At 62.7% G+C, this 13330-nt stretch carries 18 protein-coding genes; 10 read left to right on the top strand and 8 right to left on the bottom strand.

What is annotated here, in order from left to right:
- The first annotated feature begins 7 nt into the window (after positions 1-7).
- Together HU737_RS23060 and HU737_RS23055 are read left to right on the top strand one after the other, a co-directional pair.
- Positions 8-556 carry a gamma carbonic anhydrase family protein gene (locus HU737_RS23060; RefSeq protein WP_186553172.1) on the top strand — a complete coding sequence of 183 codons (549 nt, stop codon included), beginning with the start codon at positions 8-10 and terminating at the stop codon, positions 554-556.
- A 115-nt stretch (positions 557-671) separates the two neighbouring features.
- The gene (locus tag HU737_RS23055; protein WP_186553241.1) at positions 672-1322 is read left to right on the top strand and encodes an HAD family hydrolase; all 651 of its coding nucleotides are present in this window, start codon (positions 672-674) and stop codon (positions 1320-1322) included.
- Between the two features lie 55 nt (positions 1323-1377).
- Here HU737_RS23055 and HU737_RS23050 read toward each other — a convergent pair whose 3' ends face one another.
- The gene (locus HU737_RS23050) at positions 1378-2499 is read right to left on the bottom strand and encodes an aminopeptidase (RefSeq protein WP_186553171.1); all 1122 of its coding nucleotides are present in this window, start codon (positions 2497-2499) and stop codon (positions 1378-1380) included.
- A gap of 67 nt (positions 2500-2566) precedes the next feature.
- Between HU737_RS23050 and HU737_RS23045 the strand changes: the two genes are divergently transcribed.
- Together HU737_RS23045 and HU737_RS23040 are read left to right on the top strand one after the other, a co-directional pair.
- Entirely contained in the window at positions 2567-2980 is a 414-nt protein-coding gene (locus HU737_RS23045; RefSeq protein ID WP_186553170.1) for a PA0061/PA0062 family lipoprotein, read from the top strand.
- Between the two features lie 56 nt (positions 2981-3036).
- Complete coding sequence (locus tag HU737_RS23040) at positions 3037-3450, top strand: PA0061/PA0062 family lipoprotein (protein ID WP_186553169.1); 414 nt, start codon at positions 3037-3039, stop codon at positions 3448-3450.
- Positions 3451-3522: 72 nt separating this feature from the next.
- On the opposite strand, the gene HU737_RS23035 is transcribed toward HU737_RS23040, so the two are convergent.
- A complete protein-coding gene (locus tag HU737_RS23035) occupies positions 3523-3756 on the bottom strand; it encodes a DUF1161 domain-containing protein (protein WP_186553168.1) in 234 nt (77 codons plus the stop codon).
- Positions 3757-3829: 73 nt separating this feature from the next.
- Positions 3830-4255, bottom strand: coding sequence for an OsmC family protein (locus tag HU737_RS23030; protein WP_186553167.1), 426 nt, complete (start codon positions 4253-4255; stop codon positions 3830-3832).
- A 153-nt stretch (positions 4256-4408) separates the two neighbouring features.
- Here HU737_RS23030 and HU737_RS23025 point away from each other — a divergent pair, with 153 nt between their 5' ends.
- Positions 4409-5413 (top strand): LLM class flavin-dependent oxidoreductase, encoded by a 1005-nt coding sequence (locus HU737_RS23025; RefSeq protein WP_186553166.1) that lies wholly within the window; start codon positions 4409-4411, stop codon positions 5411-5413.
- Positions 5414-5539: 126 nt separating this feature from the next.
- On the opposite strand, the gene HU737_RS23020 is transcribed toward HU737_RS23025, so the two are convergent.
- A complete protein-coding gene (locus HU737_RS23020) occupies positions 5540-5761 on the bottom strand; it encodes a DUF1161 domain-containing protein (protein ID WP_186553165.1) in 222 nt (73 codons plus the stop codon).
- A 102-nt stretch (positions 5762-5863) separates the two neighbouring features.
- Positions 5864-6079 carry a dodecin gene (locus HU737_RS23015; RefSeq protein WP_186553164.1) on the bottom strand — a complete coding sequence of 72 codons (216 nt, stop codon included), beginning with the start codon at positions 6077-6079 and terminating at the stop codon, positions 5864-5866.
- Between the two features lie 153 nt (positions 6080-6232).
- Here HU737_RS23015 and HU737_RS23010 point away from each other — a divergent pair, with 153 nt between their 5' ends.
- The gene (locus tag HU737_RS23010) at positions 6233-6556 is read left to right on the top strand and encodes an ElaB/YgaM/YqjD family protein (protein ID WP_186553163.1); all 324 of its coding nucleotides are present in this window, start codon (positions 6233-6235) and stop codon (positions 6554-6556) included.
- Here the strand turns inward: HU737_RS23010 and HU737_RS23005 are convergent.
- Complete coding sequence (locus tag HU737_RS23005) at positions 6553-7449, bottom strand: LysR family transcriptional regulator (protein ID WP_186553162.1); 897 nt, start codon at positions 7447-7449, stop codon at positions 6553-6555. The two genes, HU737_RS23010 and HU737_RS23005, sit on opposite strands and share 4 nt — an antisense overlap.
- 110 nt (positions 7450-7559) lie before the next feature.
- Between HU737_RS23005 and trpB the strand changes: the two genes are divergently transcribed.
- Both trpB and trpA read left to right on the top strand, forming a co-directional pair.
- Positions 7560-8777, top strand: a complete 1218-nt coding sequence (trpB, locus tag HU737_RS23000) for a tryptophan synthase subunit beta (protein WP_186553161.1) — start codon at positions 7560-7562, stop codon at positions 8775-8777.
- Positions 8774-9583: a tryptophan synthase subunit alpha gene (gene trpA, locus HU737_RS22995; RefSeq protein WP_186553160.1), complete on the top strand. Its 810-nt coding sequence runs from the start codon at positions 8774-8776 to the stop codon at positions 9581-9583. The genes trpB and trpA overlap by 4 nt, the downstream gene beginning before the upstream one ends.
- A gap of 121 nt (positions 9584-9704) precedes the next feature.
- On the opposite strand, the gene HU737_RS22990 is transcribed toward trpA, so the two are convergent.
- A complete protein-coding gene (locus HU737_RS22990) occupies positions 9705-10037 on the bottom strand; it encodes a DOPA 4,5-dioxygenase family protein (RefSeq protein ID WP_186553159.1) in 333 nt (110 codons plus the stop codon).
- Positions 10038-10092: 55 nt separating this feature from the next.
- Between HU737_RS22990 and HU737_RS22985 the strand changes: the two genes are divergently transcribed.
- On the top strand, positions 10093-10698 hold the full coding sequence (locus HU737_RS22985; RefSeq protein ID WP_186553158.1) for an NAD(P)-dependent oxidoreductase: 606 nt from the start codon (positions 10093-10095) through the stop codon (positions 10696-10698).
- Positions 10699-10795: 97 nt separating this feature from the next.
- Here the strand turns inward: HU737_RS22985 and HU737_RS22980 are convergent, their stop codons facing one another.
- A complete protein-coding gene (locus HU737_RS22980; RefSeq protein ID WP_186553157.1) occupies positions 10796-11695 on the bottom strand; it encodes a choline sulfate utilization transcriptional regulator in 900 nt (299 codons plus the stop codon).
- 108 nt (positions 11696-11803) lie between these two features.
- On the opposite strand from HU737_RS22980, the gene betC reads away from it, so the two are divergent.
- Positions 11804-13321 carry a choline-sulfatase gene (gene betC / locus HU737_RS22975; RefSeq protein WP_186553156.1) on the top strand — a complete coding sequence of 506 codons (1518 nt, stop codon included), beginning with the start codon at positions 11804-11806 and terminating at the stop codon, positions 13319-13321.
- Positions 13322-13330 lie beyond the last annotated feature (9 nt).

Below are 13330 nucleotides of genomic sequence, written 5' to 3'. Positions count from 1 at the left end.
CGCTATCATGGCCATTCGAAACTTCCAGCAACACACTCCGAAAGTTGGACCACGCGCTTTTGTCGACCGTTCGGCGGTGGTGCTGGGGGATGTGGAGATCGGTGAAGACAGCTCGGTCTGGCCACTGACGGTGATCCGCGGCGACATGCACCGCATCCGCATTGGCGCGCGCACCAGCGTGCAGGATGGCAGCGTGCTGCACATCACCCATGCCGGGCCGTTCAACCCCGATGGCTTTCCACTGATCATAGGTGACGAAGTGACCATCGGTCACAAGGTCATGCTGCATGGCTGTACCCTGGGTAGCCGGATTCTGGTTGGCATGGGCAGCACCATCATGGATGGCGCGGTGGTCGAGGATGAGGTGATCATCGGTGCCGGCAGCCTGGTGCCGCCCGGCAAGCGCCTGGAGAGTGGTTACTTGTACGTGGGTAGCCCGGTGAAGCAGGCGCGGGCGCTGACTGACAAAGAGCGGGCGTTTTTCCCGTACAGTGCCAGCAATTACGTCAAGCTCAAGGACCAGCATCTGGCCGAAGGCTACGACCAACCCGAATGACGCTATCGCGGGGCAAGCCCGCTCCCACGAGAGCTCCGCAGCCTTATGGGCTATCGTGGGAGCGGGCTTGCCCCGCGCTGAGGCCCTCAAGAACAACCCCAGTGGACCGCACCGCATGCACCAGCAGAACATCCTCTTCGACCTCGACGGCACCCTGACCGACCCACGCCTGGGCATCACCCGCTCGATCCAGTACGCGCTAGCCAAGCTGGGCATCGACGAACCCGACCTGACCCGCCTGGAACACTTCATCGGCCCGCCGCTGTTGCAGGCGTTCATGCAGTTCTATTGCTTCGATGAAGCCAAGGCCTGGGAGGCGGTGAATTTCTACCGGGAACGCTTCAAGGTCACCGGCCTGTACGAAAACCTGGTGTTCGACGGCGTGCCGGATTTGCTCCAAACGCTCAACGGCCAGGGCCGGACCTTGTATGTCGCGACCTCCAAGCCATGGGAATTTGCCCGCGAGATCGCCCGGCATTTCGACTTCGCCCATCACTTCAAGGTGATCTACGGCAGCGAGCTGGATGGCACCCGCACCAACAAGGTCGAATTGATTGGCCACCTGCTGGAGCAGGAAGGTCTGGACCCGGCGCAGACACTGATGATCGGCGATCGCAAGCACGACCTGATCGGCGCCCGCAGCAATGGCGTGCAGGCGGTGGCGGTAGGGTATGGGTTTGGTAGTCGCGAAGAGTTGGTGGCTGAGCAGCCGGCGTTCCACTTTGAGACGCTGGCTGAGTTGCATCAGGCCTTCATCAACGGCTGAACCGTCCGCCCTCATCGCGGGGCAAGCCCGCTCCCACGCAGGCCTTCGAACGCATCTATGGCATGGGAGCTATGGCGTGGGAGCGGGCTTGCCCCGCGATGAGCGCCGCCAGCGCTGCCTTGCGCTGATCCACCGGCATCCGCCCCAACTGCTCAACACGCTGATAAAACCGCGCCCAATCCCCACCCACCTCGGCAAACAACGCCGCAAACGCTGGCACCCACTGGTCATACAGCCCAAACGGCAGCAACTTGGCATTGTTCATCGGCGCATACATCCACGCGTCATAACGCCCATCCCCTGCCCAAGCGCCATCGCGCAACTGCCGATACTCGCGGCGCAGGCGCTCGAATTCAGCCTGCTTCGCCGCCCGTTTGCCTGCATCGTTCAACGGCCCGGCATAAATCTCCTGCAAGCGCTCACGGCTGGCGAGCACCAGCCCGATGAACTGCTCCCGCTGGCGCCCAGCGCCCTCTGCAACCGCTGGAAGCCCACGGCTGGCGCGCCATTGCCGCGTTCCCTGCTGCTCGACAAAGGTGGCGAATGACTCGTTGAATTCAGTGTCGTCCTGCACATAGAAGCGCTGGTGTGCCAGTTCATGGAAGATCAGCGAGGCCAGGCGCTCATCACCCCAGCCGACCATCGACGACAGCAACGGGTCGTCGAACCAGCCCAACGTCGAGTAGGCCTCCACCCCGCCCACGTAGACATCCATGCCTTGCTGGCGCATCAGCGCCGCCGCGCCGCGTGCGGCACCTTGGCGGTAGTAGCCGCGATAAGCCACGCAACCGGCGATGGGGAAGCAATGAGTGACCGGTTGCAGCGATAGCTCCGGCGCGGCGAACACGTTCCACACCACGTAGGGCCGACCCAGATCGGCGTAGACCCGGTAACTGCGGTTATCGGGCAGTTTCAACTGTTCACTGGCAAATACCCGCGCCTGCTCGGCGTGCAACAGGCGCTGGCGCAGCGTCGGCTCAGTCGCCGGATCCGCAAGCAAGCGCTCCACCGGTTGACGGGCGCGCAACAACTGCCATTGGCCCTCGGCCAGCTGGCTGTAATAGCTGACACTGCTGCAACCGCTGAGCAGAAGCGCGGCAAGTACGGGAACAAAAGCGGTTAAAACGCGGTCGAGTGCCCCAGGGCCTGAGCGCTGGAAAAGAAAAATTCGAAACATTGCAGCTGTCTATCTCGCTCAAGGCCGGTGCCAGTCAAAGATTATCTCGCCAAGGGGGAGTATCGCCATGCGTTCACAGTTAGCCATCGGCACATTGCTGCTGTTGTCAGGTTGCTCCACCCTGCCAGATCCCGACCCGAACCAGGCCTGGATCGACCTGGCCCCGCACGATGACACCTCATTGCACGCCGTGCAGGTGGATGAGCGCGACTGGGCCGATAACCGCTATTTCGAAGTCGCCCCCGGCAACCATGAGCTGACCGTGCGCTACCAGTTTCCTGTCGCCCCGAGCAATATCGGCCCCGTCGCCGAGCCGCTGTGGCGCGATTGCCAGCTCAATGTCAGCTTCAAGGAGTTCAACGCTGGCCAGCGCTATCGCCTGCAAGCGGGCAGCATTGGCTTCCGCCCGTGGATCAAGCTGTATGACCAGCAGCAAAAACTGGTGGGGCAGGGCGAACCGGCAGGCTGCCAACGCACCTGAACGTGCTGATTGGCGCTATGCTTGTGCCTTGTGAACGTGCAAGTGGGAGTTTCACCATGCGCCAGCCCATGATGCTGATCGCCCTCAGTGCACTGGGGGCTTGCGCCAGCCCCTTGCCCCCCGCCGACCCCAAGCAAGCTTGGATCGACCTGTACACCATCACGCCAGGTCGAGTGATCATGGCCGATCGCCTGGATGGCAAGCGACTCAACGATGGGCGCTACTTCCAGGTCACCCCTGGCAAACACGAGTTGGTCGTGCGCTTTGACTACGAAGTGACCAGCGGGCTGTTTACCACCGACCCCACCGAACGCACCTGCTACCTGACCGTGCGCTTCGATAATTTCGAGGCTGGCCAGCGTTATCGCCTGGAAGCCCGGGCGCCAGCGATGCAGCCGCAGGTGTACCTGTACGACAACAGCCGCAAGGTGTTGGTCGATGAGCCTAGCGACATCTTCTGCATTCCCTAGCGCTGTTCAGGCAGCCCGCTGGAGCGACAAGCCTACTCGCCAAGGGCCGCCAAGCGGCCCTTGGCTCAGACACTACTGATCATTCTTCTGGTAAATGATCTTCTTGGTTCCAGCATCACAGCTGCCAACGACCATGTTCTGATCCTTGACCTCGCTATTAGGGACGATCTCCAGCGTGTATGAGGCTACCCCTCGCGCTTGAATCTTCGCTTCGATCTCAGCCTTGAGTTCCTCACACGGCTTGACCGCCGCCAACGCGGACGTTGCGAGCAGGGAAGCCAGCACGGCGATTGCAACGCGGATCATGGAACGGCTCCTGAAAGGGCAGGCAAACTGCCAACGCCCTTTAGACTACAGCAAACGTCCGCCGTTGCGCCGCCTACGGCACCAAGGTGGCGTCCAGGCTGATCTGCGCGTTGAGTACCTTGGATACCGGGCAACCGGCCTTGGCCTTGTTGGCAATTTCCTGGAATTGCGCGTCGTTGGCGCCGGGCACCTTCGCCTTGAGAATCAGGTGCACCGCCGAGATGGCGAAGCCGTCGGGCTGCTTGTCCAAGGTCACCTCAGCGATGGTATCGATCCGCTCCGGGGTCAGCCCCGCCTCACCGAGCATCATCGACAGCGCCATCGAAAAGCAGCCGGCATGGGCCGCGCCAATCAGCTCTTCCGGATTAGTGCCTGGGGTCCCTTCGAAGCGGGTATTGAAGCCATACGGATTCTGCTTGAGGGCGCCGCTCTCGGTAGACAGCAGGCCCTTGCCATCCTTGAGACCACCTTGCCAAACCGCCGATGCTGTCTTTTTCATTGTTGCCTCCTGGGCATGGGTTCGTGTGCCTAAGGTTGAGAGGACTGTGCCTACGGCAAGTTCAGAACAATCGCAGGCCTTGGATTGAATCCGTCGAATCTGCCCATACAGAGTCTAAAAGGCCCTTGGCCAACCACTTCTGCGGAGGCTCCAATGACGCACCTGCGTGACCTGAAGATATCCACCCTCGACCTGGTACCGGTGCGCGCTGATGCCGGCCCCGCCCAGTCGCTGCGCAACTCGCTGGATCTGGCGCGCAACGTCGAGCGTTTCGGCTACAACCGCTTCTGGGTGGCCGAACACCACAACATGGACGGTATCGCCAGCTCTGCAACGTCGGTGCTGATCGGTTATTTGGCCGGCGGCACTTCGACCATTCGTCTGGGCGCAGGCGGGGTGATGCTGCCCAACCATGCGCCGCTGGTCATCGCTGAACAGTTCGGCACCCTGGCCAGCCTGTATCCGGGCCGCATCGATCTGGGCCTGGGCCGCGCCCCCGGTTCCGACCAGATGACAGCCCGCGCGCTGCGCCGTGAGCGCTCAGGCAGCGCTGATGACTTCCCGGATGATGTCGAGGAGCTGGTGCGCTATTTGGGTCCACGCACGCCGGACCAGCGTGTAATCGCCGTGCCAGGGCATGACACCGAAGTGCCGATCTGGCTTTTGGGCTCCAGCCTGTTCAGCGCACAATTGGCGGGGATGCGTGGTTTACCCTACGCGTTCGCCTCACATTTCGCGCCACGCCTGATGCACGAGGCGATTCGGATTTACCGCGATCACTTCAAGCCCTCGACGGTGCTCGACAAGCCCTACGTGATGCTCGGCGTGCCGATGGTGGTGGCCGAGACCGACGAACACGCTCAATACCTCGCCACCTCGGTGTATCAGCGCATTCTTGCCCTGATGCGGGGCCAGAGCCTGATGCAGCGGCCACCGGTCGAGAGCATGAATGGGTTGTGGCTGCCGCATGAGCGCGAGTCGGTCATGAGCTTCCTGGGGCTGGCGATGATTGGTAGCCCGCAGAAGGTGCGGGCCCAAGTCGAGGTGCTGCTGGAGCAGACCGGGGCGGATGAGCTGATCTTTACCTGTGATCTGTATGAACATGCCGACCGAGTCAGGTCTTATGAGCTGCTGGCTCAGGCCTTGAAGACTGAGTGAGACTCATCGCGGAGCAAGCCCGCTCCCACGCCAGTGATTTGAGCTGCGCCCCGGATGATGGATGGGTGTCCAACATTTGGGGCGCAGCTCAATTTGCCGTGGGAGCGGGCTTGCCCCGCGATGGCCTCAACCCCGGCGGTAGACAATTTCCTTGGTCCCACCTTCACAGCTCCCAACCACCTTGCCCGCCGGCTCACCCTTGTTGACGATCTCCAGCGTGTAGCCAGTAACCCCTTTGGCATCCAGCTTCGCCGCAATCTCAGCCTTGAGCTCCTCGCACGGCTTACCCGCCGCCATCGCGCCACCTGCCACCGCCAGCAAACCCATCGCTAATAGCAGTTTCTTCATCGATCGCTTTCCTTGTTCAGATCAAAGTCGAAAAGGGCGCCGGCTGGGCGCCCTGTATCTGTATTACCCCATCGCGCCGGGACACGCTAGCCCGGCACTATTTCAGCTATTGGCGATGCGGAAACCGACTTTCAGGGTCACCTGAAAATGCGCGGCCTTGCCATCGCGAATGTGCCCACGGGTATCCACTACCTCGAACCATTCCAGATGCTTGATGCTCTTGCCGGCTTCGGCAATGGCATTGTTGATCGCGTCTTCGATGCTGGTGGGCGACGACCCGACCAGTTCGATCTTCTTGTAGGTGTGGTGATCGGACATGAGCGCTCTCCTTGAGTGAAGTGTCGGATTGAGCCTAGCAGCGCAGGCCTGGTTTACCTGCGAGCCATCGCCACCGGTGAAAGTTCGATCGCACTTTCGCCACACCGCGCAGTCGCAACCCTAACAGCCAATCCACTGCGAAGGAGAGTCAACATGGCCCGCAACGCCCTGCGTAAAACCTCACTGGAAAACATGGAAGCCGAGATCGAGAGCCTGCTCAAGACCCTGGAGACCCTCAAGCACGACGCATCCGAGGAGTCGCACAAGACCATCAAGGCGATCCGTGGCAATGCGGAAAACGCGCTCAAGCACTCGCGCAGCGTGCTCAGCGATGCGTATGACGAGGTCAAGACCCGCACACGCCAGACCGGTATCGCCACCCGCGACTATGCCCAGGAACACCCTTGGACCGCCGCTGGCGTTGCCGTCGGCGCCCTGGGCCTGCTGGCCGCCTATCTGTTGACCAAGCGCAACTAAACCGCCTGCTGGTCCAACTCACGGCGCAGCCACAGCGCCAACTGCTCGGCGCGCCCATCTGCGGCGCGCCGCGGCACCCACAGCGCCAAGGCAGCCTGGGTGGGCGAGAAGCCCCACGGGGCGATCAAACGCCCGGCGCGCAGGTCGTCCGCCACCAGCGGTTGCGGCGCGATGGCCACGCCCAAGCCTGCAACTGCCGCCTCCAACAAGTAATACAAATGCTCGAAGGCCTGGCCGAAATGCAACGCGCCAGCGTCCAGACCGTGCTGCATCGCCCATGCCGGCCACGCCTGCGGACGCGAGGTGGTATGCAGCAAGGCCTCGCCGAGCAACGCCTGCGCGGGCGCATTACGTAAACGCTCGGAGCCTGCGAAGTGCGGGCTGAGCACCGGTCCAATACGCTCCTCGGCCAGTACATGCACCTGCATATCTGCCGGCCACGGCGGCTCGGCATACACCAGCAAGGCATCCAGCCCGGGACGGCGCGGGTCAAGGTCGCCTTCACCCGCCGACAAGTGCAAACGCAACTCCGGCAAATCTGCCTTGAGCCGCCCCAGGCGGGGGATGAACCAACGCGCCAGCAGGCTACCCGAGCAACCCAGGACGAACGGCGCCTCGCTGACATCCCGGCTCAATTCGGCGCAAACCCCACGCAGCCGGTCAAACGCATCAACGCTGGCATCGCGCAGGCGCACGCCGGCATCTGTGAGTTTGACGCCACGCCCGTCCTTGACGAAAAGCGCCACCCCTAGATGCTCCTCGAGCACCTTGATCTGCCGACTCACGGCCCCATGAGTCACGTGCAGCACGTCGGCGGCCTGACTGACGCTGTTGAGCCGGGCGGTTGCTTCAAAGGCCCGCAAGGCATTGAGAGGAGGCAGATCCTGGCGCATGGGACGTGTGAGATTTCCTGACATGTTGTAGCAATCTTATCGGTTTTCAGCCGAGCCTGTCGTGGTTAGAGTAAAGCCCATCACTCATTCATAACGCCCTGGAGCGCCCCATGACCCAGACCCAATTCCGCGCCGGCCCCGACGCCAACGGCCTGTTCGGCTCGTTCGGTGGCCGCTACGTGGCTGAAACCCTGATGCCGCTGGTGCTGGACCTGGCCCGCGAGTACGAAGCGGCCAAGGCCGACCCGAAATTTCTCGAAGAGCTGGCCTACTTCCAGCGCGACTACATCGGCCGCCCCAATCCCCTGTACTTCGCCGAGCGCCTGACCGAGCACTGCGGCGGCGCGAAGATCTTCTTCAAGCGTGAAGAGCTCAACCACACCGGCGCGCACAAGGTGAACAACTGCATCGGCCAAGTGCTGCTGGCCAAGCGCATGGGCAAGAAACGCCTGATCGCTGAAACCGGCGCTGGCATGCACGGCGTGGCCACCGCCACCGTCGCCGCACGCTTCGGCCTGCCTTGCGTGATCTACATGGGCGCCACCGACATCGAGCGCCAGCAAGCCAACGTGTTCCGCATGAAGCTGCTCGGCGCCGAAATCGTTCCGGTCACTGCCGGCACCGGCACCCTCAAGGACGCCATGAACGAAGCGCTACGCGACTGGGTGACCAACGTCGACGACACCTTCTACCTGATCGGCACCGTTGCCGGCCCGCACCCGTACCCAGCGATGGTCCGTGACTTCCAGTCGATCATCGGCAAGGAAACCCGCGCCCAGCTGCAAGAAAAAGAAGGTCGTCTGCCTGACAGCCTGGTTGCCTGCGTAGGCGGCGGCTCCAATGCCATGGGCCTGTTCCACGACTTCCTCGATGACGCCAGCGTACAGATCATCGGCGTTGAAGCCGGTGGCCACGGCGTCGACACCGACAAACACGCTGCCAGCCTCAACGGCGGCGTACCCGGCGTGCTGCACGGCAACCGCACCTACCTGCTGCAGGACGCCGATGGCCAGATCACCGACGCCCACTCGATCTCGGCGGGCCTGGACTACCCAGGCATCGGCCCGGAGCACGCCTACCTGCATGAAGTGAAGCGAGTCGAGTACGTCAGCATCACCGACGACGAAGCCCTCGACGCCTTCCACGCCACTTGCCGCCTGGAAGGCATCATCCCGGCCCTGGAGAGCTCCCACGCCCTGGCCGAAGCGATCAAGCGCGCGCCGACCCTGCCCAAGGACCACCTGATGGTCGTGTGCTTGTCCGGCCGTGGCGACAAAGACATGCAAACCGTGATGAACCACATGGCCGCCCAGGAGAAACAGGCATGAGCCGTCTTGAACAACGCTTCGCCGACCTGAAGGCCGAAGGCCGCTCGGCGCTGGTCACCTTCATCACCGCTGGCGACCCCGGCTACGACGCCTCGCTGGCGATCCTCAAGGGCCTGCCTGGCGCTGGCGCCGACGTGATCGAGCTGGGCATGCCGTTCACCGATCCCATGGCCGATGGCGTGGCCATCCAGCTCGCCACCCTGCGCGCCCTGGAAGCCGGTCAGACCCTGGCAAAAACCCTGCAGATGGTCCGTGAGTTCCGCGTCGGCAACCAGACCACGCCAATCGTGCTGATGGGCTACTACAACCCCATCCACCGTTTCGGCGTGGAGCAATTCGTCGCCCAAGCGAAAGAAGCCGGTGTCGATGGCCTGATCATCGTCGACCTGCCGCCAGAGCACGATGCCGAGCTGGCCACCCCGGCCCAGGCGGCGGGCATCGACTTCATCCGCCTGACCACGCCGACTACCGACGATGCGCGCCTGCCGCGCGTGCTGGAGCGTAGCTCCGGGTTCGTCTACTACGTCTCGGTAGCGGGTGTGACCGGCGCAGGTTCGGCGACTACCGAGCACGTCAGCGAGGCTATCGCGCGTCTGCGTCGGCATACCGATCTGCCGGTCAGCGTTGGTTTTGGTATCCGTACTCCAGAACAAGCGGCTGCGATCGCCCGCCTGGCGGAAGGGGTGGTGGTAGGGTCGGCGCTGGTCGACAAGATTGCCCAGGCCAAAGATGCCGATCAGGCCGTCAGCGATGTGTTGAGCCTGTGCTCGGCGCTGGCTGAAGGGGTGCGCTCGGCGCGTAACTGAGTCGCCTGTCTTGCGAGGGCTTCGCCCTCGTTCGCGGGCAAGCCCGCTCCCACAGGGAATGCGCAGCTGTGATAATTAGCGCTATCGCTGTGGCGGCGCGCTTGCCGGCGAAAGGCCACGATTAATCTTCGAAGATGGCCAGGTCCAGCGGCCTGATCGCTCCCATCCAGATCGCATGATCGCGATGATCGGCCAACTCATCCCCCGTCAGTGGATGCATAAACACCACCAGTCCCTTGCGATACAGCGCCAGCCACGGCAGCACCACCCCCACCAGTTCCGGCTCGAAGGCCAGCTGGCAGCTCCAGTCCGGATGCGGCCCGACCGGCTTCTGGTGCATACGCCCCATGCTCACCCCAAACAGCCGCGCAGCCTCCTCGCACAGCGCCCGGGCCTGCTCCATGGTCTGCGCATCGTAGTAAATATGGGCGTGATAGCCCTTGATCCTTTGCACGATAACTCCTGAATGCGGTCCAACGATCACCCCCACCGGCACAGGGAGCGATCAGGTGAAAAATGCCGAAACCCCAGTCTTCAAACTGGTCCTGTTCGGGATCCAGAGCAGCCTTGGCAGTGCACTGGCGGTCGAGTTGCTGTCGCGCCAGCACGAGGTTACCGCAGTGGTCGACGACCTCAACCGCCAGGCGCCGCGCCCGGGCCTGCACTTCAAGATAGGCGGGCTGGGCAGTGCTGACCAGGCGCAACAAAGCGTGGCTGGAGGGTCAGCGGTGATCGTCTTGCTCTCGGCGCTGGCACCCGGCGATTGGCCGGCGCAGCGGCAGATGAGCCAGGCACTGGTGGCTGGGCTTGAGCGCACGACTATACGCCGGCTGTTGCTGGTGGGCGATTTTGCTGTGCTGGATACGCCGGGGCAGCAGGTCGAGGAGGCCAATCAGATCGTCGATGTGCTGCAACGCAGTGGGCTGCATTGGACGTTGATCAACGCGCCGCAAGACGCGCCAGGGCTGGGTATCGAGCATTTTCGCAGTGCCGATGGAACGCTGGAGCCGGGGCTCGCTGGGCCTTTGCGGCGTTTGGCCGGGGTCGCGGCGGGGATGGTCGATTGCCTGGAGCTGGATCTGCATCGGGGCGAGCATGTGAACTTCGTGTCATAGCTTCTGGGGCTGCTGTGCAGCCCTTCATGGCGGTTCGGCGCCAAAAACCTGTGGGAGCGGGCTTGCCCGCGAAGGGCTGCGCAGCAGCCCCAAAACCTCACATGCGCCGCTCACGTTCCAACCAATCGACAAAACGCTCGATCAACGCCCCACGCCGCTTACGCGGTGGCAGCACCACGTAATAGCCACGCTCCGAGCGCAAACTGCCCAGCAATGGCCGACACAGCAAGCCCTGTTCCACCAGCCCATCGACCAGATGCGCCCAGCCAATCGCCACCCCCTGCCCAGCAATCGCCGCCTGGATCAGCAAGGTGTAATTGTCGAACCGCAGCTGCCCAGCCGGCGGCGGGCTGGACAAACCCAAGCCGCGAAATACCCCCGCCCAATCAAACCAGCGGCTGGCCTGCTCACCGCGCAAATGCAGCAATGGCAATCGTTGCAAAGCCACGGCTGACAAGGGTTTGCCATGAATCAGCCGTGGGCTGCAAACCGGAAAAACCTCTTCATTGAACAGCCAGCGACTCTCGCCCTGATGAAAGCGCCCATCTCCAAACAACACAGCCACATCGATATCCGGGCGCAACATGCCCTGGCTGCGTTCGCCGGTCACCAGGCTCACATCCACCTGTGGATAGGCCTCATGGAAACGTTGCAAACGTGGCATCAGCCAAAACGCGGCGAAGGCAAAGTCAGTCGCCACCTGCAGCACTTCACGCTGGCTGTGGCCGCTGGCCTGGGCCACACCTTCATCCATCGCCTGCAAACCTTGATGCACCTGCTCGAACAGAAGCTGCCCCGCTTCAGTCAGGGTAATGCCCCGGTAGATCCGGTCGAACAGCCGCGCGCCTAGCTGCGCCTCCAGGCGCTTGACCTGCTGGCTCACCGCCGGCTGGGTTGTACCCAACTCCAGCGCCGCCGCAGTGAAGCTGCGCAAACGGGCAGCGGCCTCGAACACCCGCAAGGTATCCAGCGACAACTCGGCAAGGTGCTCAAACATAAGCTCAGCTAATCCTAGTCATTGCCCGCCATGGGCTTTACCCATGTTATCCACAGTCGCATCCTCGATCGCAAGCCGCTCGCATAACTCTCGACGATGGAAGCCACCATGAAACGACCCAATATCCTGTTCATCATGGCCGACCAGATGGCCGCGCCCATGCTGCCGATCTACGCCCCTTCGCCGATCAAGATGCCGAACCTCAGCCGCCTGGCAGAGCAGGCGGTGGTGTTCGACGCCGCCTACTGCAACAGCCCACTGTGTGCGCCCTCGCGCTTCACCCTGGTCAGCGGCCAGCTGCCCAGCCGCATTGGCGCCTACGACAACGCGGCCGATTTCCCCGCCGACGTGCCTACCTACGCCCACTACCTGCGCCGCCTCGGCTACCGCACGGCGCTGTCAGGCAAGATGCACTTCTGTGGGCCGGACCAGTTGCATGGCTACGAAGAACGCCTGACCAGCGACATCTACCCGGCCGACTACGGCTGGGCAGTGAACTGGGACGCACCCGAGCAGCGCCTCAGCTGGTATCACAACATGTCCTCGGTGCTGCAAGCCGGGCCGTGCGTGCGCACCAACCAGTTGGATTTCGATGAAGAGGTGGTGTTCAAGGCCCGCCAATACCTCTATGACCATGTCCGTGCAGGCGACGACAAGCCGTTTTGCCTGACCGTGTCGATGACCCACCCGCACGATCCGTACACCATTCCCCAGCACTATTGGGATCTGTACCAGGCTGTGGATATCCCTATGCCGGGTGAGGTGCTGGCGCAGCACGAGCAAGACCCGCATTCGCAACGTCTGCTCAAGGTCTACGACCTGTGGGACAAACCGCTGCCTGTGGATAAGATCCGCGACGCCCGCCGTGCCTACTTCGGTGCTTGCAGCTACATCGACGACAACATCGGCAAGCTGCTGCAAACCCTGGAAGAATGCGGGCTGAGCGATGACACCCTGATCGTGTTCTCCGGCGATCATGGCGACATGCTTGGCGAGCGTGGCCTTTGGTACAAGATGCACTGGTTCGAGATGTCGGCGCGCGTCCCCCTGCTGGTACATGCACCCAAGCGGTTCGCTGCCGGGCGAGTCAGCGCGGCAGTGTCTACCTGTGACCTGTTGCCAACCCTGGTCGAACTGGCCGGTGGCCAGGTGCAGGCCGATCTGCACCTGGACGGCCGCTCGCTGCTGGGCCATCTGCAAGGGCAGGGCGGCCATGACGAAGTGATCGGCGAGTACATGGCCGAAGGCACGGTCGGTCCACTGATGATGATTCGCCGCGGCCAATACAAGTTCGTGTACAGCGAAGACGACCCCTGTTTACTCTATGACCTGAGCCGCGACCCGCACGAGCGGGAGAACCTCACCAGCAGCCCGGAACACCAGGCGCTGCTGCAGGCATTTGTCGATCAGGCCCGCCAACGCTGGGATATCCCCAGCCTGCGCCAGCAGGTGCTGGCCAGCCAGCGCCGCCGCCGCTTGGTGGCGCAAGCGTTGGCCATCGGCAAGCTGAACAGCTGGGACCATCAACCGATGGTCGACGCCAGCCAACAGTACATGCGCAATCACATCGATCTCGACGACCTCGAGCGCAAGGCACGTTATCCACAGCCCGCACCTATCGATTGAGTAAAGAGG

Origin of the sequence: Pseudomonas urmiensis (assembly GCF_014268815.2) — a bacterium.
Lineage (GTDB): Bacteria > Pseudomonadota > Gammaproteobacteria > Pseudomonadales > Pseudomonadaceae > Aquipseudomonas > Aquipseudomonas urmiensis.
Note: the sequence above shows the minus strand (reverse complement) of the source record. Positions and strands in the feature narration are given on the sequence as shown.

Excerpts from the sequence above, each read along its gene's own strand:
- HU737_RS23025 (WP_186553166.1), top strand. The coding sequence starts at position 4,409 with ATGACGCACCTGCGTGACCTGAAGATATCCACCCTCGACCTGGTACCG.
- HU737_RS23005 (WP_186553162.1), bottom strand. The coding sequence starts at position 7,449 with ATGCGCCAGGATCTGCCTCCTCTCAATGCCTTGCGGGCCTTTGAAGCA.
- trpB (WP_186553161.1), top strand. The coding sequence starts at position 7,560 with ATGACCCAGACCCAATTCCGCGCCGGCCCCGACGCCAACGGCCTGTTC.
- HU737_RS23035 (WP_186553168.1), bottom strand. The coding sequence starts at position 3,756 with ATGATCCGCGTTGCAATCGCCGTGCTGGCTTCCCTGCTCGCAACGTCC.
- HU737_RS23040 (WP_186553169.1), top strand. The coding sequence starts at position 3,037 with ATGCGCCAGCCCATGATGCTGATCGCCCTCAGTGCACTGGGGGCTTGC.
- HU737_RS23010 (WP_186553163.1), top strand. The coding sequence starts at position 6,233 with ATGGCCCGCAACGCCCTGCGTAAAACCTCACTGGAAAACATGGAAGCC.
- HU737_RS23050 (WP_186553171.1), bottom strand. The coding sequence starts at position 2,499 with ATGTTTCGAATTTTTCTTTTCCAGCGCTCAGGCCCTGGGGCACTCGAC.
- HU737_RS23045 (WP_186553170.1), top strand. The coding sequence starts at position 2,567 with ATGCGTTCACAGTTAGCCATCGGCACATTGCTGCTGTTGTCAGGTTGC.
- HU737_RS22980 (WP_186553157.1), bottom strand. The coding sequence starts at position 11,695 with ATGTTTGAGCACCTTGCCGAGTTGTCGCTGGATACCTTGCGGGTGTTC.
- betC (WP_186553156.1), top strand. The coding sequence starts at position 11,804 with ATGAAACGACCCAATATCCTGTTCATCATGGCCGACCAGATGGCCGCG.
- trpA (WP_186553160.1), top strand. The coding sequence starts at position 8,774 with ATGAGCCGTCTTGAACAACGCTTCGCCGACCTGAAGGCCGAAGGCCGC.
- HU737_RS23055 (WP_186553241.1), top strand. The coding sequence starts at position 672 with ATGCACCAGCAGAACATCCTCTTCGACCTCGACGGCACCCTGACCGAC.
- HU737_RS23015 (WP_186553164.1), bottom strand. The coding sequence starts at position 6,079 with ATGTCCGATCACCACACCTACAAGAAGATCGAACTGGTCGGGTCGTCG.
- HU737_RS23020 (WP_186553165.1), bottom strand. The coding sequence starts at position 5,761 with ATGAAGAAACTGCTATTAGCGATGGGTTTGCTGGCGGTGGCAGGTGGC.
- HU737_RS23060 (WP_186553172.1), top strand. The coding sequence starts at position 8 with ATGGCCATTCGAAACTTCCAGCAACACACTCCGAAAGTTGGACCACGC.
- HU737_RS23030 (WP_186553167.1), bottom strand. The coding sequence starts at position 4,255 with ATGAAAAAGACAGCATCGGCGGTTTGGCAAGGTGGTCTCAAGGATGGC.